Annotated in this window: 33 protein-coding genes, 3 tRNA genes and 1 pseudogene; 14 read left to right on the top strand and 23 right to left on the bottom strand. The window is 46.9% G+C overall.

Annotation, left to right across the window (positions count from 1 at the left end; genetic code table 11):
* Positions 1-77 precede the first annotated feature (77 nt).
* A complete protein-coding gene (locus AB6731_RS09515; RefSeq protein WP_057992063.1) occupies positions 78-329 on the top strand; it encodes a hypothetical protein in 252 nt (83 codons plus the stop codon).
* A gap of 133 nt (positions 330-462) precedes the next feature.
* Here the strand turns inward: AB6731_RS09515 and AB6731_RS09510 are convergent, their stop codons facing one another.
* Positions 463-1,920: a glycosyltransferase family 2 protein gene (locus AB6731_RS09510; protein WP_371006261.1), complete on the bottom strand. Its 1,458-nt coding sequence runs from the start codon at positions 1,918-1,920 to the stop codon at positions 463-465.
* Between the two features lie 189 nt (positions 1,921-2,109).
* On the opposite strand from AB6731_RS09510, the gene AB6731_RS09505 reads away from it, so the two are divergent.
* Complete coding sequence (locus AB6731_RS09505) at positions 2,110-2,400, top strand: Bor family protein (protein ID WP_371006260.1); 291 nt, start codon at positions 2,110-2,112, stop codon at positions 2,398-2,400.
* Positions 2,401-2,720: 320 nt separating this feature from the next.
* Here AB6731_RS09505 and AB6731_RS09500 read toward each other — a convergent pair whose 3' ends face one another.
* The 10 genes from AB6731_RS09500 to AB6731_RS09455 all read right to left on the bottom strand — a co-directional run bounded on the left by AB6731_RS09500 (position 2,721) and on the right by AB6731_RS09455 (position 7,767).
* Entirely contained in the window at positions 2,721-3,017 is a 297-nt protein-coding gene (locus tag AB6731_RS09500) for a hypothetical protein (RefSeq protein WP_371006259.1), read from the bottom strand.
* An 879-nt stretch (positions 3,018-3,896) separates the two neighbouring features.
* Positions 3,897-4,070: a GnsA/GnsB family addiction module toxin gene (locus tag AB6731_RS09495; RefSeq protein ID WP_371006258.1), complete on the bottom strand. Its 174-nt coding sequence runs from the start codon at positions 4,068-4,070 to the stop codon at positions 3,897-3,899.
* Between the two features lie 177 nt (positions 4,071-4,247).
* Complete coding sequence (locus AB6731_RS09490; RefSeq protein WP_371006257.1) at positions 4,248-4,784, bottom strand: hypothetical protein; 537 nt, start codon at positions 4,782-4,784, stop codon at positions 4,248-4,250.
* Positions 4,781-5,266, bottom strand: coding sequence for a TIGR02594 family protein (locus tag AB6731_RS09485; RefSeq protein ID WP_371006256.1), 486 nt, complete (start codon positions 5,264-5,266; stop codon positions 4,781-4,783). Before AB6731_RS09485 ends, AB6731_RS09490 begins: the two co-directional genes overlap by 4 nt.
* The gene (locus AB6731_RS09480; RefSeq protein WP_371006255.1) at positions 5,253-5,594 is read right to left on the bottom strand and encodes a phage holin, lambda family; all 342 of its coding nucleotides are present in this window, start codon (positions 5,592-5,594) and stop codon (positions 5,253-5,255) included. Before AB6731_RS09480 ends, AB6731_RS09485 begins: the two co-directional genes overlap by 14 nt.
* 650 nt (positions 5,595-6,244) lie before the next feature.
* A complete protein-coding gene (locus AB6731_RS09475) occupies positions 6,245-6,439 on the bottom strand; it encodes a hypothetical protein (RefSeq protein ID WP_371006254.1) in 195 nt (64 codons plus the stop codon).
* 327 nt (positions 6,440-6,766) lie between these two features.
* Positions 6,767-7,135, bottom strand: a complete 369-nt coding sequence (locus tag AB6731_RS09470; protein WP_371006253.1) for a hypothetical protein — start codon at positions 7,133-7,135, stop codon at positions 6,767-6,769.
* Positions 7,136-7,156: 21 nt separating this feature from the next.
* Positions 7,157-7,232, bottom strand: a tRNA-Thr gene (locus tag AB6731_RS09465).
* 77 nt (positions 7,233-7,309) lie between these two features.
* Positions 7,310-7,386, bottom strand: a tRNA-Ile gene (locus tag AB6731_RS09460).
* 117 nt (positions 7,387-7,503) lie between these two features.
* Positions 7,504-7,767 carry a hypothetical protein gene (locus AB6731_RS09455; protein ID WP_371006252.1) on the bottom strand — a complete coding sequence of 88 codons (264 nt, stop codon included), beginning with the start codon at positions 7,765-7,767 and terminating at the stop codon, positions 7,504-7,506.
* Between the two features lie 224 nt (positions 7,768-7,991).
* Here AB6731_RS09455 and AB6731_RS09450 point away from each other — a divergent pair, with 224 nt between their 5' ends.
* The 3 genes from AB6731_RS09450 to AB6731_RS09440 are packed head-to-tail and all read left to right on the top strand — an operon-like array spanning position 7,992 to position 9,541.
* Positions 7,992-8,873 (top strand): hypothetical protein, encoded by an 882-nt coding sequence (locus AB6731_RS09450; protein ID WP_371006251.1) that lies wholly within the window; start codon positions 7,992-7,994, stop codon positions 8,871-8,873.
* A gap of 15 nt (positions 8,874-8,888) precedes the next feature.
* Positions 8,889-9,146, top strand: a complete 258-nt coding sequence (locus AB6731_RS09445; RefSeq protein ID WP_371006250.1) for a hypothetical protein — start codon at positions 8,889-8,891, stop codon at positions 9,144-9,146.
* Entirely contained in the window at positions 9,143-9,541 is a 399-nt protein-coding gene (locus AB6731_RS09440; protein ID WP_371006249.1) for a hypothetical protein, read from the top strand. Before AB6731_RS09445 ends, AB6731_RS09440 begins: the two co-directional genes overlap by 4 nt.
* 31 nt (positions 9,542-9,572) lie before the next feature.
* Here the strand turns inward: AB6731_RS09440 and AB6731_RS09435 are convergent, their stop codons facing one another.
* The 6 genes and pseudogenes from AB6731_RS09435 to AB6731_RS09410 all read right to left on the bottom strand — a co-directional run bounded on the left by AB6731_RS09435 (position 9,573) and on the right by AB6731_RS09410 (position 13,339).
* Positions 9,573-9,938, bottom strand: a complete 366-nt coding sequence (locus AB6731_RS09435; protein ID WP_371006248.1) for an antiterminator Q family protein — start codon at positions 9,936-9,938, stop codon at positions 9,573-9,575.
* A 13-nt stretch (positions 9,939-9,951) separates the two neighbouring features.
* A pseudogene (locus AB6731_RS09430) lies at positions 9,952-10,023 on the bottom strand (hypothetical protein); the annotation flags it as partial.
* Positions 10,024-10,026: 3 nt separating this feature from the next.
* Positions 10,027-11,898, bottom strand: coding sequence for a toprim domain-containing protein (locus tag AB6731_RS09425; protein WP_371006247.1), 1,872 nt, complete (start codon positions 11,896-11,898; stop codon positions 10,027-10,029).
* A gap of 103 nt (positions 11,899-12,001) precedes the next feature.
* A complete protein-coding gene (locus AB6731_RS09420; protein ID WP_371006246.1) occupies positions 12,002-12,934 on the bottom strand; it encodes a hypothetical protein in 933 nt (310 codons plus the stop codon).
* On the bottom strand, positions 12,931-13,125 hold the full coding sequence (locus AB6731_RS09415) for a DUF4222 domain-containing protein (protein WP_371006244.1): 195 nt from the start codon (positions 13,123-13,125) through the stop codon (positions 12,931-12,933). The genes AB6731_RS09420 and AB6731_RS09415 overlap by 4 nt, the downstream gene beginning before the upstream one ends.
* Before the next feature lies 1 nt (position 13,126).
* Complete coding sequence (locus tag AB6731_RS09410) at positions 13,127-13,339, bottom strand: helix-turn-helix transcriptional regulator (protein ID WP_371006243.1); 213 nt, start codon at positions 13,337-13,339, stop codon at positions 13,127-13,129.
* A 108-nt stretch (positions 13,340-13,447) separates the two neighbouring features.
* Here AB6731_RS09410 and AB6731_RS09405 point away from each other — a divergent pair, with 108 nt between their 5' ends.
* The 7 genes from AB6731_RS09405 to AB6731_RS09375 all read left to right on the top strand — a co-directional run bounded on the left by AB6731_RS09405 (position 13,448) and on the right by AB6731_RS09375 (position 17,011).
* A complete protein-coding gene (locus AB6731_RS09405; protein WP_371006242.1) occupies positions 13,448-14,113 on the top strand; it encodes a LexA family protein in 666 nt (221 codons plus the stop codon).
* A gap of 200 nt (positions 14,114-14,313) precedes the next feature.
* Positions 14,314-14,619 carry a hypothetical protein gene (locus AB6731_RS09400; protein WP_371006241.1) on the top strand — a complete coding sequence of 102 codons (306 nt, stop codon included), beginning with the start codon at positions 14,314-14,316 and terminating at the stop codon, positions 14,617-14,619.
* A 64-nt stretch (positions 14,620-14,683) separates the two neighbouring features.
* Positions 14,684-15,070, top strand: coding sequence for a helix-turn-helix transcriptional regulator (locus AB6731_RS09395; protein ID WP_371006240.1), 387 nt, complete (start codon positions 14,684-14,686; stop codon positions 15,068-15,070).
* Positions 15,071-15,176: 106 nt separating this feature from the next.
* Positions 15,177-15,527, top strand: a complete 351-nt coding sequence (locus AB6731_RS09390) for a hypothetical protein (RefSeq protein ID WP_371006239.1) — start codon at positions 15,177-15,179, stop codon at positions 15,525-15,527.
* A gap of 2 nt (positions 15,528-15,529) precedes the next feature.
* Entirely contained in the window at positions 15,530-15,943 is a 414-nt protein-coding gene (locus AB6731_RS09385; RefSeq protein WP_371006238.1) for a hypothetical protein, read from the top strand.
* Entirely contained in the window at positions 15,943-16,161 is a 219-nt protein-coding gene (locus AB6731_RS09380; RefSeq protein ID WP_371006237.1) for a hypothetical protein, read from the top strand. Before AB6731_RS09385 ends, AB6731_RS09380 begins: the two co-directional genes overlap by 1 nt.
* Before the next feature lies 1 nt (position 16,162).
* The gene (locus AB6731_RS09375) at positions 16,163-17,011 is read left to right on the top strand and encodes an ORF6N domain-containing protein (RefSeq protein WP_371006236.1); all 849 of its coding nucleotides are present in this window, start codon (positions 16,163-16,165) and stop codon (positions 17,009-17,011) included.
* Positions 17,012-17,094: 83 nt separating this feature from the next.
* Here AB6731_RS09375 and AB6731_RS09370 read toward each other — a convergent pair whose 3' ends face one another.
* The 6 genes from AB6731_RS09370 to AB6731_RS09345 all read right to left on the bottom strand — a co-directional run bounded on the left by AB6731_RS09370 (position 17,095) and on the right by AB6731_RS09345 (position 21,087).
* On the bottom strand, positions 17,095-17,268 hold the full coding sequence (locus AB6731_RS09370) for a hypothetical protein (protein WP_371006234.1): 174 nt from the start codon (positions 17,266-17,268) through the stop codon (positions 17,095-17,097).
* Complete coding sequence (locus tag AB6731_RS09365) at positions 17,268-17,864, bottom strand: Rha family transcriptional regulator (protein WP_371006233.1); 597 nt, start codon at positions 17,862-17,864, stop codon at positions 17,268-17,270. Before AB6731_RS09365 ends, AB6731_RS09370 begins: the two co-directional genes overlap by 1 nt.
* 103 nt (positions 17,865-17,967) lie before the next feature.
* The gene (locus tag AB6731_RS09360; RefSeq protein WP_371006232.1) at positions 17,968-18,165 is read right to left on the bottom strand and encodes a helix-turn-helix transcriptional regulator; all 198 of its coding nucleotides are present in this window, start codon (positions 18,163-18,165) and stop codon (positions 17,968-17,970) included.
* 155 nt (positions 18,166-18,320) lie between these two features.
* Positions 18,321-19,343: a DUF6387 family protein gene (locus AB6731_RS09355; RefSeq protein ID WP_371006231.1), complete on the bottom strand. Its 1,023-nt coding sequence runs from the start codon at positions 19,341-19,343 to the stop codon at positions 18,321-18,323.
* Positions 19,344-19,658: 315 nt separating this feature from the next.
* A complete protein-coding gene (locus tag AB6731_RS09350) occupies positions 19,659-20,846 on the bottom strand; it encodes a tyrosine-type recombinase/integrase (protein ID WP_371006230.1) in 1,188 nt (395 codons plus the stop codon).
* Positions 20,847-21,010: 164 nt separating this feature from the next.
* Positions 21,011-21,087 (bottom strand) — tRNA-Arg (locus AB6731_RS09345).
* A gap of 278 nt (positions 21,088-21,365) precedes the next feature.
* Between AB6731_RS09345 and AB6731_RS09340 the strand changes: the two genes are divergently transcribed.
* On the top strand, positions 21,366-22,064 hold the full coding sequence (locus AB6731_RS09340; protein WP_047744085.1) for an EAL domain-containing protein: 699 nt from the start codon (positions 21,366-21,368) through the stop codon (positions 22,062-22,064).
* Between the two features lie 24 nt (positions 22,065-22,088).
* Entirely contained in the window at positions 22,089-22,805 is a 717-nt protein-coding gene (locus AB6731_RS09335; RefSeq protein WP_032677572.1) for a response regulator transcription factor, read from the top strand.
* Positions 22,806-22,943 lie beyond the last annotated feature (138 nt).

The following is a 22,943-nucleotide window of genomic DNA, read 5'->3' as shown; positions in this document are numbered from 1 at the left end:
ATTCAGCCCGTCAGTGGTGGGACACTGGCGCACTCAATGAAGAGGGATGGCTGATTACCTCTTTTTAAGGGAATGAAATGACTTACAGGTTTGAAGAATTAATTTCCACCACAATGCCTCTGCCCGATAACGAAACCGCCATATATTCTATGCAAGCTGCTTACGCAGTCTTGGCAAGAACATTAAATGACGAGATGCCAGGGTTTGCTGAGAAACTTTTAACCAATATTGACCGTGTATACGTTCAGAATGAAGGTCAGGCAGCAACACAAAATGTATTAGCTCAAATTGGACTTATGATTAAAACCTTAACAGACGGACAAAATTAACACTGTTAATTTTGATTAAAATCTCATCTTTAGAGATTTGCATGCAAGCGGTCCGATCCTGGACCGCTTTTTGCGGATGTTCATTTTTTTTAGATACATCAATATCTTTGTTTTGCATCATAACTATCCTCACTTATTTATGTTTCCACCAGGCGCACTCTGTGCCGATGCCCTCAGTTTTGAATACCGTGTGAACCATAGGGCCGGTGATCAGCCTGTCAGCGAATGACTTCGCAACAATGCCGAACGCCAGCATGTCGCCCACCGCGGCGCCAGCCTGTTCTTTCTTCCAGAAACGATAGCTCTCGATCCGGTAGTAAAGACGGATGATGCCGTGAGCGAACGCCATTACATCAGCGCGGGTGCCACCCAGCAGACCAGCGTTAAGCATCACATCGTTGCGGTGCGCTTCGATGAACTCCTGATAGATTCGCTCAGGATGATTCTGCTTTGCCCAGGTGTCCGCGTATGTCTTAGGTTCAGATCCGACATAAACCTTTCCTGGTTGCATTTCTTCCCACGGTGCGCGGAGCATTTCGACATCGGTACCATCTGTACACCAAACGAACCGGTATTCAGGGTGATCGCGCAGGTGCTGCCAGATATGCAGCCAGCGCCGGAAATAGACATTCATCTGCACGTCAGGGACGCGGTGAAGTTCAACATCTGCCGGGACGGTCTGCAGTTCATCCACCAGCGCGATACGTCCACATTGCCGGAGTGATGCGGCCCATTTAGCCAGCATGTCAGGCGAGGCCGTCAGTTTGGTACCGCGCTGAGGGTCTGGCTGACTGGTGAGCAGCGTTGTGATAACTACGTCACGCTGCTGGCGGTATTCAACGTAACCGGTATGCCCGGTATCGCGCCGTTCGTTGTGGATCTTCACGTTACGTTCCACCAGCGCCTGTCGGTCTGGTTTCGGTACCGAACGCTCCACGGACTCATGCTCATCGAGAGAATGAATCAGCTTTTCTGAACCGGCCACATCAGCGTAAGCCCACGTAGTCATTCCGGCGTTATGGATGCGCAGGGCAAGGTCGCTGTGTTCATACATACCGCGACCGTATACCGGATCATATCCGCCCACCTTCTCGATGGCGCTACGGTGGTAATACAGCATCACGCCGCGCTGCCCGGTGTATGCAACATGCTTATCGTCCCGGTAAAGGACCGAAAGGTCATTCAGCTTATTGCGGCCAGCCAGATCGAGAAACTGATAAGCCAGATGAGGCTCGGGTGATTCGATGTAAGGAAGGTGCCAGTTATCGGCGATGGGATAAGCATCGTCATCCCATAAAAAAAGATGCTCGCACCAGGCATCCATCAGAGCAGTTAAGCTGGCATTCTTTGAGGCAACAATGCCGAGGGATGTTTCATGGCGAAGCAGCTGCACGCCGTCAGGCACTACTGCGGCAGGTTTAGAGCCGTCGTCGATAACCACCACCAGCGCCCCGACTGGCAGATGCTGCATGTGCTGTTCGAATGCGCGCTTTAAAACGTCTGGCCGGTTGTGGGTACTAATTGCAATGCCAATCCGTGACGCTGAAGCGCAGGCAGGCACAAACGGGACACCATCAATAGTGACCTGCATAATTTTCCTCTGGGAGTTTATTAATCATCTCATTCGCGATAATGGATGAGCTGACGCCAGCAATGGATGATGTTGATAGTTAATCACTTGGGAAGTAACACAAAACTAAGCTAAACTACTGGTCTGATATGTATAACTTAATGATACATGCCATTATTTTTGCGAATCAAACAAACAATAAGGTCATTTATGAAAAAGTTAATTATGGTAGCTCTGGTTACCGCAGCTGTTTCTGGCTGTGCTCAACAATCATTCTCAGTAAACAAAGCGACGACATTCGCTCCTCAGCAAGTCACGACACATCATTTCTTCGTCAGCGGCATTGGTCAATCCAAGCAAATTGATGCTGCTCAGGTTTGCGGTGGTGCTGATAAAGTTGTTCGTACTGAGGTTCAGCAGACTTTTGTAAACGGACTGCTGGGATTTGTCACCTTCGGCATCTATACCCCTCGTGAAGCACGTGTCTATTGCTCGAAGTAATATTTCAGAGCAAGTGATACTGATAATCCTCTAGCCCCCTTACGGGAGCTTTTTTACATCTTATTAGTAAAACCATTATCAAGCCCACCAGCAGGCGAGCTTTATTTTACATTTAAACGAGCATTTAATTTGCATTATTTGAACAAGATGTTAAGGTTCCACAGCCTTAGAGCAAGAAGCACAAAAAACATAACAAAAGATACAACTCATAATTGCCCCGCACCTGGGGCATTTTTTATGCGCGCGTACCTCTCAATCCCACCAGCAAGTTGGATATCATGGTGATAGCAAAAAAACCGCCCGAAGGCGGTTGAGAATAGCTAATCGCTGCTGGTGCAGTTATTTAAAATCATTAACTGAAAATCTTCTAGGGACAATTCATCTATGATCTTACCTGTAATGGTGATTTTCATTCGCCCCATCACATCCAGCCCGCCAATAATGCGGATTTCAGTCGGCAACTTAGAACTGCTCCTGATGTAATCTATAAGGTCGTTTATGAACCCTTCCTTACCATACACTGCAAAGCAAGGCGTTCCGCAGTGCATGGTTTCCAACCGTCCCTCAAGCATCATGTTGCTCCACAGGAAATCGGTAACACTGAGTGTAGTAGGCATCCCTGCTTAACTCCTATTTTCTTATTCGCCTGCTGAGCATATCAGTTGCCTAATCCACTCCGGAGGTACCAAGTTGATTGACCTCTTTAGGGAATTCCCATTATCAAGCCCACCAGCGGATTCAAGTGGCTCATAGTTGGGGTGGTGACCGATGCTTCTATCCGGCATGCATGGCCATCGTTTGGCGACGCCATCAGGATATTCACCACAACTAGGATGGCTCTGCCTTGCCAGGGAAGTACACCTGGACGCAAAGGAAGTGGCTGTGCACAAAGCCATCACATGTTGTGTGCTCCGTTTCGTGGAGTAACGCTCATGTCCTTGAGTTGCTGTTGCTTCATCGCCGCTTGTAAAATGGCGGTAAAAAAAATGACCAGCATAAATTGCCTGGTCATTGGGTCATGCAGTTGTCTCTGCATTACGAACCGGAGTCCGCGCGATATAATTATTGTATCGAGAGCATTATCAAATGCCTTTAGAAAGGTAGCAGCGAAAGAAAAATCTATACCAAACGGTACAGAAAGAACACTGGTTCTTTAGGAATTTTCTGACCACCTTTACTGAGAGTATAAACAATATCGCTGTATGACTACTACCTTACAAATGATTGTGGTGCCGGGTGCCTCCCGGTGAGTCTTTTGGTTAACCATCCTTGACCCGCTTGCTCTAGAAATTCACGATGCCCCAAAAAGAAGAGTCGTCAGGTTAATTAGCCCCACCGCTTAGGGGGATTCACCACGGTTTAACTGTAACACATGAATGTCGAGCAAGTAGGTGTGATTTCAGCTGGTGGAGATAACCATTATCAAGCCACCTGCAGTTGATTGTGTAATGGCAATCAAAAAGGCCGCATTAGCGACCTTGTGACTGAAGAAGAGATTAAATAAGTTTAATCTTTACCTCATAACCTTCGAGACCGGCCATCGATTCACGTGCTATAAATTGAATTTCAGAAACCTCTTTTCCAGTTTTTTTTCGTAATTCTGAAATTCTTTTTGCTATCAGAGCGGCAATTTCTTCTTCTGCCTTTTGCGTAAGAGCGTCAACTTTCATTTTAACCTCTTCTGGTTCATCTACGTTTCCCATCTTCCAGCAAGGTGACAATCGTTGATTAACTGTCCTTTACCATAACTGTATATGGATTATAGACCACCGATATTGCAGATACTATGTGCTTATATGTTTCGAAGGCAAGATCATTAAGGTGATATATCAATACGTTATGGATACTTACGGCGAAGCTCTGTTTTTCTCGATTTCACGAATTCCCGCGAAGTTATTGTTACCCTTCTCAATGACTGCCAGCAGCGGCTTAACCCACAGCACCGCCTGGCAGTACGTCATTGAGTTGGCGGCAGCGGCACGATCATCGGCTGCATCAGGTCTGTTGGTATCGGTGTGTAGGGCGCTGGCACGTAAACGGTGCGCGTATTCGAGCAGCCCACCAGCGATATCAGCAGGAACAGGCAGATCACATGTTTTTTCACGGCGGAGAATCTCCCGGTATTTGATGACGGTTTCTTCTGTGCCGGTGTCAATCAATGAGTTCAGCCTGTTGGCATGCTCAGCGATTTGATTGAACCGGTTGAAGTTGAACGCCTGCGTCGCAATAACCTGCCCCTGCAGCTGGTTATCCGATGCCAGAACGCGGTTATCTGCCTGGCTGTGCGCCAGCCTGATGGCGAGGATCGCAATGGTTCCCGCTATGAGCAGTAGCGCCAGCACCCGCCAGGAGGATTTCAGCGCTGCCGGGAGTAACGGGATCATGATTCTTTTACCGAACTGGCCGCATTCATCACCGGCAATGGCCTGTTGTCCAGAGGTTCGTTAACAGGCCAGCGATAGCCGGTGACGCGGGAACGGGCAAAGGCGCGAATGTTGATGGCATCAGACTGATTACCGCCCAGCACCATCAAATCACCGTTATCCGCCTGTCCAACGACAAACCCCACATGCCCGCCGCCGTCGCGACTGAATACAACAACGCATCCGTAAGCTGGTTCGCGACGCTGTACTCCCCAACTGAGGTATGATTTGGCTGATTCGAACCGGGTTGACCGGATGCCGACGCGTTCGAACATTGACCCGACGTAAGCAGCGCACCAGGGAGTTTCGTCATCTTTAATACCGCCTCGTTTAATGTCCTTCCAGAACTGGAGAATTAACGGGTTATGGCGCGGGCCTTTGATTTCCATCTGCCCGATATATTTGCGGCCTTCAACCAGCCAGCGTAAATCATTTTGCTGCATTACCACCTCCCAGGCGGGTGTTTAAAATGCCAAGCAGCAAACGGCGGAACTGCTCAACACCGATAAAGCCAATGCCACCGCCAATGGCAATCGACAGCGATTTAGGCCATTCCATATATTCCAGCCCGGAGGCGACCGTCAGGGTCAGCGCCCCGCAAAGGAGCCCTTCGAGAAATATTTTTCTCCAGCCACCTCCCGTGTAGGCGATTCGAAGTGCGGCCATGATGAAAGCCATCAGTACGGCACCCAGCGGCGTTTCTCCACGCCACCAGCTCTGGAAGAGTTCGAGCCAGTCAGGCCAGTTGTTTGGATTGTGTGGCATTTTCATCGTCTCTCACCTCGCTATGGGCGGGTGCTGTGTGTAAGGGATCAGGCCCTCGGGACGATTTAACAAGTAGGCATGTCGATGATGGTTCCCGGAGCCTGAAATAAAAAAAGCCCGCTTTTGAAGGCGGGCTAATGAGTGACTATTAGTAAGTAAGGTAGGTAGTCGTGAGTTTTGCTAACTGGCCAGAGTGAGGCAGTATCGGGCTGATTCACAATGGTTCAGGAGAACCATCAGACAGTTAACTTCGACTCACTTTTCAAGCGTAGCAGCAGTTTAAAAAATCATAAAAAAAGCCTGCTTTTTATGGCAGGCTCTCAAGGAATTAGAATCTTTTATTGTTGTTGTCATGGTGCCGGGTGCCTCCCGGTGACTCTACCCCAGTCAGCAAAGCCGCGCGCATACCTGCAGATAGCAGTTGACTGGAACGCCCCTTCGCTTAGAAGGGATTCACCACAGAAATAATTTACGCGCCATTCATTCATCCGGTCAATGGATTATCTTTGAGCAAAAAAAAGCCCACTCACAGAGCAGGCAATCAAAGACTATCAGCATGCACGCTGTTAGTAAAAAGCACTAAGTACAAGCACTTCCATATCCATTCCATCGGATATTTAGAAGAGTAGTTCGAAAAGGATGAAGTGCAATAAATCTTATAAGCCAATTGGAGGAGAAATTGGGCCCGCGAGAACCTCAGCTTCTCCGTTATGACAAATGTCATCTCCCTGCGTCAGATGCCAGACTCCAGTGATGGGCTTGCCCGTTTCCAGGTCATCAACAACATCATTGGTGTAATAGGCAACCTGTACCGTACCGCAGTGCTGAATCCAGTAGTAACCTGCTTGCATACTCATCTCCTCAAGCTAACGAGAGGAGTATAAAGCTGCCGTGAACGGAGTGGCGTTAGAAATACTACATGGTGCATTAAGTAAATAGCCCCGCACGATGGCGAGGCTATCTGAATGAGGCACCTCATCCAACAAACCACCCGAGGTTAACTGGATTTTGACGAGATGCTTTTGAATGAGCGCTGAACCCAAAGGCCAGTATTTTCACACAGCAATTTTGCGAAAAGCAGCGCCCATTCAAAACTGGGTCGCTTTTCAGCCACTAAGGATAACCCATCATCACAGACCGAAAAGCTTCATTTGTTGCACTTAGTGTCTTTAGGCGGCTTAGTCAGCGAACGTTAAGACGAAGATGCCTTTGAGAATGTCTGCAAGCAAGCATGTTGCCATGGCCGCACCGAAGAAAATCCATGCTGTCGATATTTTATCTTCTCCAGTGTATTCATACCCATAGGAACCAGTATATGGTTCAAATGTCGCCCCAAGGTAGAGAAGATACAAGCTGATGAGGTGCATTCCTAAACAGACTATTCCTTGGGCGGCGAAAATCAGGAGGATGATAAATCTTGCTGGTCTATGAGCCCAAGCTTGAGTTATCTTTAGAGATAAAGCTTTGCTAATCCTTGTGTATATGAATGCATAAGCGGTTGAAATCATCATCATTCCGAAGAAGCTGCCAATCGCATATCCCATCATCTGGAAGTCCTTATCTATTTATGGTGCCGACTACCGGAATCGAACTGGTGACCTACTGATTACAAGTCAGTTGCTCTACCTACTGAGCTAAGTCGGCATTGGTCCGCCACCGGGGCCTCGAACCTCGTACTACAACATTTAGTTGCCGCTCTTCCCGATGAGCTAGTGGCGGTCTGGTGGCCCTTGCTGGGCTTGAACCAGCGACCGGGCAATTATGAGTCTCACGCCCGGACCAACTGAGATAAATGGCCGGGGGCGAGATGATACATAAGTCAAACTACCCACGCAATATCAGTGGTTTTTATGGTTGCCTTGCATCCTGTCTGATATCGTTAAATCGCCAAAAGTAACCATATCAGAAAAGGAAGCTATTCATGAGTAAGGTTAATTTTAAGTGTCCTGGCTGCGGCCATAATTTGACTGTACGCAGCGGCGTTGAAATCAAGAGCGTAGACGATATTGAAGGTTCCACCTGTACCAATTGTGGGCGAACTGTTCACAAAGACGATATCACTAAGCAGGCCCGTGATCATGCTGAGAAGCTCGTCAGGGACATGCTCGGGAAGCACTTCAAGTAAAGCATCAACCTTCTCTTTCAGAATGCTGGTATCTGCCGAGACTCTTACCAGCATTTTTTATCTTTCATAGTTGGCCTCCAGATACGACAAAACCCCACTATTTCTAGCAGGGTTTCGATGATTAAGCTGTGTGTCGAAGTGACTACTCTTAACACAGTAAATGATAAAATGCGGACCGCGTTAGTGATTTTGTATTTTTTTCTCTGTAAATTACGTATCTAAATAACCAACCCCATCCATTATGAGCCTTAAAGATATCGGGCCTAGCAAGGAAAGTCATGGAGAAGTCAACTTCCTTTAAGGTGTTTTATGACGCCGATGATAAAGAATTATCGAAACATGCGATTGACGCAGAAGATCTCGGAAAATCAATACTTTCCATGACGACACTAATTAATAAGGCCGATAATTTATTAAACGATGGCAATAAATCGGTTAAGGTCTTAGTTTCTGCGCCACTCAAGAAAGGTTCAGTTGGTATTGCCTATACGGTTGTGCAACTTTTACCTGATGCAATAGATGTTCTAAAAACCATTGGGATAGTGGGAACTGTTGGCGCAGTTGCACACGCCAGTGCGTTGTCTTTGATTAGGCAGCTGGGGTCGAAAAAGGTTGTTTCGGTAACTAAAAGAGCTGGAACAGATATGGCAGTCCTTGAGTTTGAGGACGGAGATATCGAATGTCCGTCAGCTGTTGCCACACTTGTAACTGAGCCAGTGATTCGTGATGCTTTGATCTCTGTTGTTCAAGGTCCGCTTGAAGGAAAAGAGTCTCCAGTTTTCAAAATCGTAGATGGGAATGACGAAGTATTGGTGAAGCTTGAAGGCGATCAAACCGAAGAGATTAAGCCGCTTCCAAGAGGAACGCTGCTGACAAAAACCGTTGAAGAAAAAGAAGTTAATGTTAAGTTTACTCAGGTTAATTTCCACAGCGAGAAAGGCTGGAGGATGGATTACAACCAAGAGGAGCACTCCGTACTACTTACAGACTATGAATTTTTAGCTAAAGTAAGAATGGCCGAGGGGACTGTAACTAGTGAAGACATGTTCTCTGTCCTTTTAGAAACAACCCGTACCACTTCAGCCCGTGGCAAGACAGAAAAGTACGTCATAAAAAAAGTACTTCGACATCGAGTGATGCAGGGGAAGAAACTGATATAGCAACGGTAGAAACTAATGATACAGCAACAGCTTTTACAAATCGTGTTTTGGTTGGGGCTAATCATAAGCCTTCCGACCTTCTATCGCTTTGTATATGCTGGCTCCTCGCTGCTGTGGCGCAAGGTTTTCCCTACCAGGATTGTGGAACTTAGGTTCTACAGTGAAAATCGTTCGCTCGAAAAAACTGTCACTCTTCGTTTAGATCAAGAAGATGGCAAGAAAATCGTTGATCTTATTGATGATGCAACCAATCATGGGCACTCAAAAAAATGAGCGACGATAAGAAAAATATTTTAAGCACCAACTCCGGACTCACTACTGGGGGCCTTGGTGCTGTTCTGACGACTTTAGTCCCTCTTCTCGCACCAGAACAGAATAGTGAGTGGCGCCCTTTCTTGTACGCTCTCGCGCCTTTAGTATCTGCTGGTGCAACCTATATAATGATGTACGTTATTAATCGACATGGACTTGAATCACCAGCTGAAGCAGCCCTACGGAATAGGCTTGAAAGAGATTTGAAAGGCATCGACGAACAATTGAAAAGCCCCCACGTTAGTGAGAAATTTAGAGCTGAGCTAATTCAAGACCGTGAGGAAACCGTTAGGAAAATTGTCAATATTGGCAAAACTGTTGAAGTCATACCTTCCGGAACAGCGAAAGAAGACTAAACGGCCTCGAACACCGTTTAGTCTATCAATACTAAGAATCCATCTCTAAACGTACATCTAGCATAGACAAACAACCATCGATAAAACCCTCTGCCATCTGAATCTCAATGCGTATTAGCTTTTCATCTTTCTTTCGCGCTTTCGCAATTTTCCGCTTCGATATGCCATAGAGATAATGCGCAACTAAGAGCGAATGTTCATAGGGCTTACGCTTTTGCAGCCGAGCTAAGCACCCTTCGATAATCAGAGCATCATCATCGGTGCATGAAAGACGAGTTTTACTTGTTTGAGGAAGAAGCCCCTTGAAGCCAGCAGCGATGGAAGAGTAATCCACACCAGAGCTATCACTTGCTGCCCAGCCGCCCCAGCGCTCTAAAACCATCTGAATGTCACGCATTGTTCTGTGCTCCTGTCTTATTTACGCTGTCGCTGATGTGCATGCCCTGAGGGCTGAAATGTTTTAGTGATGCTTCCAGTTCCATATCTCAAACCCTCGTCACGTTGCTGGCTTCCCATTCGAGATCAAGCTCGCTTTGCGGCTTACCGACCAGGTAGTTAAATGGTTTTTTCTCGCCTTCCAAGAACTGGTGAGAGCGAGAGTCAAAGTTGGCTCCAATATCGCCGATCCATCCTTCCCCTTCTCGTTGCTTCAACAAACGAATCATTGAAGCGGGAAGATTGATTGCGGCTTGTTCATCTTTGTCGAGACTCTCATATCCCATGCGTTCAGCTTTTCTCTGCGCCAGCTCGCGGGGAATGTTGCGCCAGACGGCCATCACGTTGTCGGGCATATCCGTTAGCGCACCAGTGCCTTTTACGTCCATCTTTCCGGTTGGAGCGGAGTCGTTTGTTTTTCTGGCATGGGTAACCAGCAGGACGTGACAGTTATGCTCGTTTTTGAAGTCGCAAAGCGTATCGATGAAGTCCTTCTGACCTGTGTAGTCTTCTTCGTCCAGTCCGCATTTCGCCAGGTTATCTATGACGAACAGCTCAATGCCATATCGACGCCGAGCATAAGCAAAAATCTCAAGAAGCCGGTCTGCTTTGGCCGTTCCAGTGAGCTTGAATACCCAAAGGCGGTCAGAAAACCATTCGTTGGTCATAATGATTTCTTCACGCTTCGGTGAGGAAGTGCAGATGGTTTGCCGCGTTAGTCGGGCAAGCATTTTGCCTGGTTTAAGCTCCAGAGAAGCAATACAAGTCCTGACGCCCTGACTCATCGCATCAATCGCAATATGTCCAACGAGCTCTGTTTTGCCATGCCCATTCACGCCATTGACGAGGGTCAGCTCACCGGCACGGAACTTAAAGTTGTTGTTCAGCGAAGCCCATGGGCTTGTAAACAGTCCGGTATCACGATGTTCGAATGCCTCGATTGTTTCCTGAAGCAAATCCCCTGCTGAGCAAAGCTCATCGGGATCGAAGAATTTAGCGCGCTCCATGTATTCCAGAATGGAATCGCTGTCCATGCCGTTCATGAGGCAATCGTTGATGTCTTTGTGCGGAAGTTCAACCATGCGGCAACGATGCTCACCAAGACGTCTGGCGATTTCTTTTGCAGCTTCACGACCTACATCGTCGTTGTCCAGGCTCAGCCAGATTTCCTGGAAGCGATCGAGATTGTGGTATTCATATTCAATCCACTGCTGTTTGGCACCCTTGCCTCCACCAAATGGAACAGACAGGGCATCATAGCCAAGCTGCGTGAAGGTCATGCAGTCAATCTCACCCTCGCACAGCACTACCAGGCGGGTGTTTTTATCCAGCGCCTGCCAGCCAAATAGACATGGTTCACAATCAGCTTCAGCCATGATCAGCTTTTTGCCGTTTGGCCGTTCGGTACCAATACGTTTTATCTGCAGCAGTTCGCCGTTCCGAATGTACGGGAATGCCACTGCAGGCACCTCGCGGTTTTCTTCGTGGTACCAGACCACCGCGTCTGTCACTTTAAAACGATCGGCTGTTTCTCGGGTAATGCCACGCGAAGCAAGGTAGTCGTAGCATTTACTGGCCGATTTAACACCCTTCTTTGTCGGACGAGAGAACGTTTTTTTCTTCGCTTCGAAGTGGTGGTCGTCGTCTTTCAGACCAAGAAACTCTTTCGCTTCTCGCATGGCGTCATGCAACTGACAGTTACGCACCAGCACCCAGAGATCCAGCAGGTCACCACTGTCTCCGCTGGCGAAATCAGCCCATGACTTTTTACCACCGATATTAACCTTGAGGCTTTTACCTGAGTCACCGTTAGTATTGCCTGCACACCACTCTTTCCCCTCCAGATGTCCTTTCGGAAGGAGAAATTTAGCGACGCGCTCGGCGTTATCCCATAGTTTTTCTGAAAGTTCAGCAGGGGTCATCAGACACTCCGTAAATCAAATTTGATAAAGCACCACGTAACGAATCCCTCTCGCAGAACACCGTGGTTATATCCGGCCACCAGCACACGCTTGAGGAGTAACTTCATGGGCGGTACCCGCCACGGTTCATGCGATCGATCGCTGACTGATTGATAAACACCTCAGCGGAGCCGTCATCAGACTTTGCGTACCACTCGTAACGAGACTGCTCTTGTCGAGTAGGGGCTTTGACAGCTGGAGTCTCTACCAACCATGCTTCATCGAAATGCCTGTCCGGTCCGAAGAACGTCGCAGCCTGCTTAACGAATGAGGTACCGATCTTTCCTTCAGAAGCCATGAATGATGCATAGCGTTTGACACCAGCCAACATCGTCTCTGGTTGAACGCCCTGCTTAATACGTGCGTTCCAAGCTTTGAATGCGCTTAGCTTGTTATTTCCACCGCTACGTTTTGGGTATGCCTGCCAAGCTTCTTCGAATGCAGGAGAATAGTCAGTTGAAGATTTCATTTTCGGTGTGTCGGCTTCAGCCGATGCACCAAGAGGTTTATTCTCTGTATTAATCTTCTGTGTAGTCTCTTGGTAATCTACTGTATGAATGGATGCGGGATTTCCACATGACTGCTCGTTGGTTTTCCCCACACCTGCATGCTGGTTTTCCGCATCACTGTTTGCGGAATTTCCGCATCCTTGTTTGTTGGTTTTCCCCACACCTGTATGTTGGCTTTTACCGACAAGAAGCTCTTCCAAACGCTCCTGATTTACTCTGAAATATAATTTCGCTGGGATGCCACGCTTTGCTTCTTCCAGTACGCCACAGGAAGCCAGTTTTTTACGAGCGCCTTCCTGCTCGTAACGGGTAAGCCCTGTCTCTTCCTCGAGATCAGCTTGGGTTTTATAAAACCATTGCCCTTCCATACGGTTTTGCCAGTAAACGAGCTGAGACAGCAACAAAGCACCAGTGATACCAACGCCAAGACGAACGAACGACCGCTGAAAGGCTATTGGGCGATCAACGAGTTGTAAGAAATTGCTCACTCCTCAACCCTCCTGAAATACTGTTGAAACTTCCAGACCGGCTGCACACACATGCTGATAGCCCGGCATAGCGAAAAAACCTGCTGCTTACCGCGATTCCAGTCGGTGATATGCACAATCACACCGAGAGGATCGCGATAATCAATATCCAACGGCTTAAATCGGTCTTCGGTAGTGATTGCATCCGCCATGTCACCCTCCTGACGTTGGGGGGAAAATATCTTCAATAGAAAATTTCTTCCCACTCTTGCTTAAAGCCTCTACCAAGTGATGGCATGTTTTAATATCTGGAGTTCGCCTACCAGATTCGTAATGGCCAATAGAACTAACCGTTTGACCAATTTCATCAGCCAAGCCACGCTGAGTAAGATGAAGCGATTGCCTTAATTTTCTAAGGTTGTTCATGGTTCCTCCTCTAAGGAGAATCAAATGTACATTATGTAGTTTACACAATCAAACAAATTGTACATATTGTGCATTGAGGTAAACTACACAAGGTGTATTATTTAGGTCATGAAAAAACACTGGAACGAACTGGCTAAAACCAGACTAAGTGCGCTTGGTATGACCCAGGCAGAACTCTCTGAGAAGATGGGTGTAACTCAGGGCGCAATGGGACATTGGCTTAATGGGAGGAGGAGTCCTTCGTTAGCGGAGGTAGGTGCGATATTCCAAATACTGGGGATTTCTGGAGCATCTTTAAATCCTGACGGAACATTTACAGTCGCAGAAGATCTAACTCATCCTCCAGTCAAGCAACAATATGAGTATCCTCTTTTCACAACATTGCAGGCTGGTCAGTTTGCTGATGTTGAGGTGTTTAATGAGCGTGATGCTCTGCAATGGGTCCCCACAACCAAGAAAGCAGGTCCTACTTCGTTTTGGCTTGAAGTTAGCGGACATTCAATGACAGCCCCGCCAGGAACAAGGCCCAGTTTTCCGGAAGGAATGCTAATTTTAGTTGATCCTTCCAAGAACGTAGATCATGGTGATTTCTGCGTTGCAGGCATTCACAACGATTCTGAGGTCACATTCAAGCGATTTGTCCGTGAAGATGGCCAGCCATGGCTGGAACCTCTCAATCCAAACCCTCGCTATCAAAGTATACCTTGTAACGAGGAGTGCAGAATCATCGGAAGGGTTATACAAGCCCAGTGGCCTGAAGATACTTTTAACTAATTCCACTTATCTCTGAAGGCCGCTTTAATCGCGGTCTTTTTTGTTTCCATCTCCCCCACCAGACATTACATCATGTAATTTATTTCTCTTTATCATTCATACACTTTGTATAAAACACAAAAAGCAATGTACGATTCGTATAGACAGCATGATGTACGTTTTGTAGTATTCATTCATCGGCAAACAACGGAGCCAATGAGATGAACAGAAACTCCCTACCCAAACCAACTAACCAGACATTTGATATTCACGCCAAGCTTAGATCATCAAAGAGCCATTGGTCATATCTTTACGCCTCACAGCCTCATCAAGATGGTTTTAATTACCAATTTAACACTACTTTCATTGACGGAGTGGAGTTCGCTATTTACGAGCGTATAGATAATTATTTCGTCCTGGTTGATTTTTTTAAGTCATACGATGAAGCATGTGATGATGCTAAAAAAATCATTGATGCTTACCCTGACATTAAGAAAATGTTCGAAGCCAAACAAGAAACTTATTAATTAACCCAACTTAATAAAAACAACACCTTTTCGGGTGGGGACAAACTCACCCTGAGGAAATGAAATGCAAAATTCTCTCGCAGTTAACCAACCAATAAAAACGCCTCAAATGCTGTTCGGCTCTGACGACATTAATGACTTTGGCAACCGAGTTCAGAGCTGCCGGATGGAAGGTGATTCAATGCAGCCGACCATCGAACCATGTGAGGTTGTGGCTTTCGTTGGTTGCGGTGGCCGTGCGCTCACTTCTGGCATTTATGTTTATACGATGGATGTTTTCGGTCGCCCATGTCTGTTCATTAAGAGAATAGAGCCATTAGCTGGAGGCGCATTGAGAATTATTTCTGACAATCAACACTACCAAACTTTCACTCTTAACTCTGATGAACAGAAAGATATAAAAATTCACGGTCGGGTAATCGCTTCTTTGGCTGTGAGGCGCTTCGTATGACTTTCATCAAAGACCAATCAGCATACAGAACGGCCTGCCTTTATGTCGCCTGTGGTTACGAGGCAATCGCTCGCCTTTATCTCAAGAAAGCTTATGGGTACTAACTATGAATATTATCGAAACTTACCGGCGCAGAGTTGCTAACGCGGCATTGGCGCGACTCAAACGTAAGACTGATGGAAACCTACTGATTATAAAACTGCCTGATAACAAAATTGAAACCGTAGAAGTAACTGAGAATTTCATGCTTCAGTTGTTATTACGGTTCGAAGGATTAACTCGTTGTGGGCTTAGCAGATATGAGGGAGAAACAACTATCAAAACCGCATATCAAAATGCCATAGGGATTAATAAACACACCGAATACCTGACGGATTCAGGGAAATTAATTATCGACGTACTTCTGAACGAGGTTGTTGATTACGTGAAAAAGAAACATGTAAGCGAGGACAATTAATTATGTTCGATAACTGCACCGCCAGCACGATTGACCTGGCTTTACAGAAACACGATACACCAGTTGGTCCGCTGTTCGTGGCAGTACGCCATGGACGCATTAAAAAATGCTTCTCCCGAGACACTGCGATCCGGTATCTGGCTTTCTTCATGACCACCGAGGCTTTTGAGCGTTCAGGTTTTCCGCAGCATCACCCTCGGGTGCGTATTGATCGCGATGACAGGGAGGTATGGCGAGACGGAGAAACAAAGGCTGAATATCTTGCCGCCCACCAACGTTGTATTCGCCGTCTGCGTCGCATCCTGGAACGTAAGCGCGAAGCACACAAGTGGCTGGCGAAGTGGGATTCCATGCACGACCGCTACGTGAAAGAACAGGCAGAGCTGCAGGCCAGCAAACCCGAGGGGGTGCGCTGATGGTAAAGAGACGTAGCAGCAAAACTCGACAAGGGCTATGTGGGCTGACGCTGGCACAAGGGCACCGGCTAACACGGGAACCAGTTCGCGAAGATGCGCAATGTGAGCAGTTTGTATCGCAGTTCAGTACCAGGGACGGCAACGTACTGATGCCACTGAATCGCAGTATGCGCCGTTATGCAAAACACATCGGGATCGAACTGAAGGAGGGGAAATAACATGGCTAAAAAAACTGAACTGGCACCGGTAGCCGCCCGCGACCTGCAACACATCGAGTATCGCGGTCAGCGAGTGGTGACCACTGAACAACTGGCGGCGGGTTATGGTGCGACCGAGAAAATGCTCACCAACAACTTCTCCCGTAACGAATCGCGCTTCGTTGAAGATAAGCACTTCTTCAAAGTAGAAGGGGCCGAATTGCATGAGCTTAAAAGGCACCCCTCTTTAAGAGGGTTGGTTAGTAAATATACGAGTCAGTTGATTCTCTGGACCGAGCGTGGCGCAGCCAATCACGCAAAAATGCTGGAAACAGATCAGGCATGGGGTTACCACGAAGACCTGGTGGAGTTTTACTTCACACAGCGTGACGCAATTGCCCTACCAGTCAGCCGTAAAGAGCTGGCGCTGATGGTTATCGAGGCCGAAGAACGAGCCGAAGCCGCTGCGCTGGAAAATAAAACGCTCAGCGCCACCGTTGAGAGTCTGGAGAAACACTTCACTAAGGGCATGACAATCCCGGCATTCTGTAAGGCTCTTAATGGCGTCAATATCAACAAAATGATGTGGTGGGTATTCGAGCGTGACTGGGTGTTCAACGAGCAACGTGATCCTGAGAAAGATCCTCGCTGGCGTGTCGCCTCATATGCCCGCGACAAATATCTCACAGAAGACCAGACGCAGATAACCCCGCACGGTAAGGATGCTTTCACAAAGTTTACACCTGTGCTTCTGGAGAAAGGCTGTCATCGCCTATACCAGCTGTATATGAAAGGTGAACTGCCGATGAAAAAGACATGGAATGGTGAATACAGCCACGATAAGGCAATTTATACACCTGAAGGCCTATGAGAAGTATGGCGGGATGAGAAACGCAGGTCGCAAGGCGAATGATTAAAAATATGGGGTGGCGTAAGCCACCCATAATAACGAGACTATAATACGCCTTCATGCTCAAGTGCCTTGCGGGCGATTTCTCCCACTAAATCTACAAGTTCATACAACAGCGTTGCCTCTTTCCCTGTTGTGGATAAATAGCCGGCAGCAACTGCAAGCGCCCTGATTCTCTCAAGCTCATTAACTGGATTAAGTTTTTGCTCATCACGCATTAATGAATCTCCTTATCACGTTCGCTACCGATAAAATCGAGCTTCAACTGACTGAGGCTTTCAACCAGCGATTCCGCTTTATCGAGCAGTACCAAATCGTCCTGACGTTTACGCAAACGGCGGCCAGCGTCACTTGAGTCTTCATCTGATACCTTACGAGCTCCCGCTACAATTGCCTGAAGTTCTTGCACTGAGTAATTGAGGTAGCCATGAGCCTGGCGATCTAACTCATCCATGTAATCGTAAACCTTGGCCTGCAGCTCGTAGCTATAGCTCATCGCCATCAGGCAAGCTTCACGCTTAGGGTACTGGTAGCAGGGAAGCTCGCGCCCAGTGCTATCACTATACTGAGCCAAAAATTTGGCTGAGTACCCCTCACCCAAGACCTTTGGCGATTTGGCAAGGATGTGTTTGTGTTGAATCTTCGTATAGCGCTTGCATGGGAAAGTTAATCCTTCTGCTTCGGCTTTCGCTTTACGCTCGGCATTGATGTAATCGACCATTTCTAAGCTACTCATAGTTGGCGTAGAAATGCCGTGCTGACCGATTTTAGATTGAGCGAGTACCTCCCCGGTAGGGGCATAAAATTTAGTCATGATGATTTACCTGTCGTTAATTAGTTGGTAGCTGTCGCGACATAACGATCCTGCCAAAGGGTTATCGCAATTTCACGCAAGTTATTCGTAAAAATATGCGGAATCAGGCAACCTCCTTACGTGAGTCTACGATGCGCTGGTTAATCCAGTCATCAACTTCACTTTCAACGAAAGCAATGGCGCGAGAACCAATTTTGACCGAGGTCGGGAATTTCCCCTCACTCATAAGGCGGTAGATCCATGCTTTACTGTAGCCGGTACGGCGACGTACTTCTTGTAAACGAATTAGGTTTTGGGCCATGCTATTCCTCTTTCGACATATAGAGACTGAAGTAGTCTTTGAGATAACAACATGGATTTTGTTAGAGTCAGATGAGATTAAGAAGGCATAACAACAAAAAATTTTTCTTCCGGAAGAATTTCATATCTGTTTTTTTCCGGAAGAAAACCTTAAAATTAATTTTCCGCCAATACTTTTTTCAACATGCAATCAAGGTAACCATAATCGAGGACATCATTTGCAAGAGGGATAAGAGTTTTTCTTACTTTTTCAGTTGTATCCACATCAAAATCCTCAAAAAACAATATATCTCCATATTGTTTTAAGGTGATAGGAAAGTTAGTTAACATAGACAATATTTTTAAATCCAAATATGCCAATATACGTAAGGCTCGCCATTTTTTTATATGACTAGGTTTAATTACCTTTGCTGACATTAAATGATATGGAACCGATGAATCAGTGAATACAGGTAATTCTCTTGCTGCTTTAACCCAGTTTTTAAACGACTCAAAAAGAATGTCATCAGGAGTGTTGAGATCTATTTCAGCCCAAATGTGTTGACTCAATCCTTTTGTAGGCCAGCCATAACCATCCGGAATAGCTCTTAATTTTGCTATATCTTCACCTGTTGGACTATCACTCCATACTTTACAAATAACATCATTATAATCTTTCTCTTCCATCCCACCAATAAAACCACAGCGTCGATTTTCAAAAGCGATATTTTTCATATCAATCGTGCGTACAGGTAGAGACAGATGCCAAGCATCAGCATACTTAAGGTCTTCTTTCTTGATATCAATATTATCTCCAGTAAGAATTCTGTAGATATCATCTTTTAACTCATATTGTTCAAGTTCAATCTGCCCTTTTTTATAAACCTCGTATTCTTCTATGCTTATCTCATCATTACCTTCTAATAAATACTGCTCATAGGTTTCACTCATCATTTCATTGATATACTCTAGACTATCAATGATTTTACGTCGTCTTTGAAAAGAAATGTAATACTGAATTAAATGAAAATCTTTAGTGATTTCGTCGTATTTTTTTACATCTACCCTATCGGTTATCTCTTGAATAGTAACATCAAGCTCTCGAATTTTTCTGAACCCTTCATTACATGTTTCCATGTCATCAGCAATTCTACTCAATTGTTCGTTTAACTCATTAGCATCCTTCGGAAGCGTAAACATACATAACTCCTGCTTAACATGAATTACCAAACACCAAAGCTATTCTTTAGCAAAAACCATGCGCTCGATTTATACAAGTATCTTCTACTGAAGCAAACATGTCCAGATACAACTGTATGCATAACCAGCATAAATACGCCTATATATAAATTTGCATGCACGTAGTTGCTCCAAAACCAGCACAATTTGTTCCAGAGTTGTTCCAGCATCGAAGCATATATATTCATAAAAACAATAAGTTACATTTATAACCACCTATATGGAACAACTGGAACGATCGGAACAACTACTTTTCATCGCAAATGAGTAAAATGCTTACCCGGTGGTTTTATCAGCCAACTCACCCAGATAGTCTGCATACCACTGCAACATTTCGCGTCTGCCATCAATGTACTGAGCATGATTGTAGGTACCACGTATCGTGTTTCTGTCAGAATGCGCCAGCTGCGCCTCTATCCAGGCAGAATTGAATCCCTGTTCATGTAACACAGTGCTCATGGTGTGCCTGAATCCATGGCCAGTGGCTTGACCGGCATAGCCGATACGTTTAATCACCTGGTTAATGCTGGCTTCGCTCATCGGCTTGCCTGCGTCATTACGCCCCGGGAAAACATACTTTCCTCTACCGGTAATCTCTTTGAGTTCGAGCAACAGCTCCTTGGCTTGTTTCGGTATAGGAACGAGGTGTGGGCGGCGCATCTTCATGCGCTCTTTTGGGATTAGCCAGAGATCTTTGCTCAGATCAAATTCTTGCCACTCAGCAGCACGAAGTTCGATAGTTCGAACACTCAGGTACATAAGGAGTAATGTTGCGATTCGGGTGATTTTACTGCCGCTATAAGCGTCGACAGCATGTCTGAAGGGGCCAAGCTGATCTGGTAAGAGATGAGGGAAATGTTGCTGTTTGGGGGATTTCAGAGCCCCTGCCAAATCCGTGACTGGATTGTACTCTGCCCTTCCAGTGATAACTGCATAAGTGAATATCTGGCGGCAAGCCTGTCTCGTTTTCTTGAGCTTATCCAGGACACCCCGTTCTTCCATCTTCTTCAGAACTGAAAGCATGTCCATGGGTTTGATATCGGTAATAGCTTTTCTACCGATAAAAGGGAAAATATCTTTTCGCAGATATTCGAGAATGTCGTCGGCATAACCGGAAGACCAATTCGGTTTCTTATGTTCATGCCATTCAAGCGCAAGAGACTCAAAACTGTTATTCACTGCGAGTATTCTGGCTTGCTTCTCCGCCTGCTTAACCTCAGACGGATCTTCACCATTAGCGAGTAATCGCTTGGCTTCATTTCGCTTATCTCTCGCCTCAGCGAGGGTTACATCAGGGAAAACGCCAATAGACAGGAGCTTTTCTTTTCCTGCTAGGCGGTACTTCAGACGCCAGTATCTGGAACCATTCGGGTTAACTAGCAGGTACAGGCCACCGCCATCCGCCAGTTTGTAGGGCTTGTCCTGAGGCTTAGCTGTGCTTATCTGGCGTGCCGTTAACTTCATTGGGGGTATCTCTTTCCATTGAACCTGTATATACCCCCGAATGTACCCCCACTTTGGTGTGGATTTCAATACAATTTAGTAGACGTAGGGAGAGCGAGTTTTAGCTGAATAGCTTGGTATTACTGGATTGAGTAGACTTTGAGAGACGTTAGTAGAAGTGATAATGGCACGCCCTGTAGGATTCGAACCTACGACCTACGGCTTAGAAGGCCGTTGCTCTATCCAACTGAGCTAAGGGCGCACTGAGAAGAGTGAACTTCGCGGTGGTGAAACGCCTGGAATTATACGGTCAATGACAGGTGAGTCAATGCCTTTTCGGCTTTCAGGGGCAATTACCGCTAGCCGATTGTAAATACGGCTGTTTTTTCAACATTCATCGCTTTTCCGTCGTAGAATTTCGCGCTGCGAAAAGGCTTAGTTGCATTTAAGTAACGCCTGCTGTTTTCCTGAGCGTCAGCTCGTCACACTAGTGTGAGGTATCCCGGCCGCCTGGAGGCTGACAGACAACAGGACCATGGAGTGACAGCGCAAAACCTGACCTATACGCCCCCCCGGTTACAGTACCTTTCTCAGGACATCGTCGGCATCAAACTTGAGCCCATCGTCGCCCTCTCCTCTTTACGCAGGGTCGGCGTAGAGGTCCTTAGCGTCCTGTCTGAAACGCAGCATAGCGAAGCCTTTTTCCGCCATCAGTCTGCAGACTGGTCGATAACGCTGCTTGAAGCACAGCTCACCGCGTTAAAAAATACCCCGCACTGTAATAATTTTTTCATTAATCTGCCGATAACCGTCCTGACAGAGCCCGACGCTTTTCAGCGGCTTAGCCGGATAAAATGTCCGCCGCTGAATATTGAACTTGTCGACCCCAGTGCTTTTTTAACGCTGTCAGCCGCGCAGAGGCAGACCGTTACCCGGAGCCTGTTGCAGCTCATAAGACAAGGTCACGGTATCTGGCTGGATGACATTGATGAAACACTCATCCCGCCCTTTTTATCCTGCCGGTTACCGTTAAGCGGCGTAAAAATCGATAAGGATGCATTCTGGCGTTTACGCGCCACACCCGCGCTAAGGCAACTGGTGTCCCGGTGCTTTCAGCTTGCCGGGAAAGTGCTTATTGAAGGTATTGAGACTGAGCAGGATTGTACCTGGGCACTGCAGGCAGGCGCAGAACTCGGCCAGGGCTATTACTGGCCGTCCTGGACATGGCCGGAGGATTAAAAAGCCATTTCCAGGGGGGAGGCCATGCGAATGACAGTGCGCCGTTACCGGCGGCGGCGTACAGGAAGTGATGCACTGGGATTTACGCGCTCGCCTTTTGCTCCCCCCTTCTTCGACCGGCTCGAATTTTTGAGTCAGTCCATCAGCCAGCCCCGCAAAACAGACGCTCCGTTTATCATTCTGGTGACGGAGGATCATTTTCTGCGCACCGGTTTTCTCAACGGCCAATTTCCCCTGAGCAGCTGTTGCGACTACCCCACGCTGGAGGATGCGTTTAGCGCCCTGGCCCAGTGGCCATCCGCCCGTCTGGTGGTGGATATTGAAAGCCGCTCCACTGCGCTGATCGACAAGCTGGATCAGCTCAGAAGGCATAGCCTCTATCCCCCTTTTCTGACGCCCTATCTGTTAGTCAGGGCGGATAATTACGATACTCGCCTGTTCTGCAAAGCGGCGGGCCCTTTTCACGTGCTCGAACGTCAGCTGACGCCGTCTGCTTTCCAGCACAGCCTGATGGATACCAGCCCTCCCCAGGGCTGCGATAAAGACTGGTTCTCCCGCACCGAATGGCCTATTTTGCAGGAGTTATCGCGGGGGAAGACCCTTCGCCAGATAGCGTTGATGCAGAATCGCCCCTATAGCCGCATTATCTATCGTCTCAGCTGCATTCTGTTGAAACTGGGTCTGACCCATCGCCAGGAACTGCTGCACCTTCTCAATAACCTCTCAGACTGCACCTTCTAACCCACTCACTAAGCCCTTATTTCCTAAAGACCTTTAGGAATTTACTTATCAATCATGTTACTTATTTGTTAAATTTTAACAATAATTTCAATTTTATAACTATTCCTAATTTACGGGCTTAAACAATGTGAAATGTCA

The organism is Enterobacter sp. RCC_40 (genome assembly GCF_041360735.1).
Taxonomy (GTDB): Bacteria; Pseudomonadota; Gammaproteobacteria; order Enterobacterales; family Enterobacteriaceae; genus Enterobacter; species Enterobacter ludwigii.
Note: the sequence above shows the minus strand (reverse complement) of the source record. Positions and strands in the feature narration are given on the sequence as shown.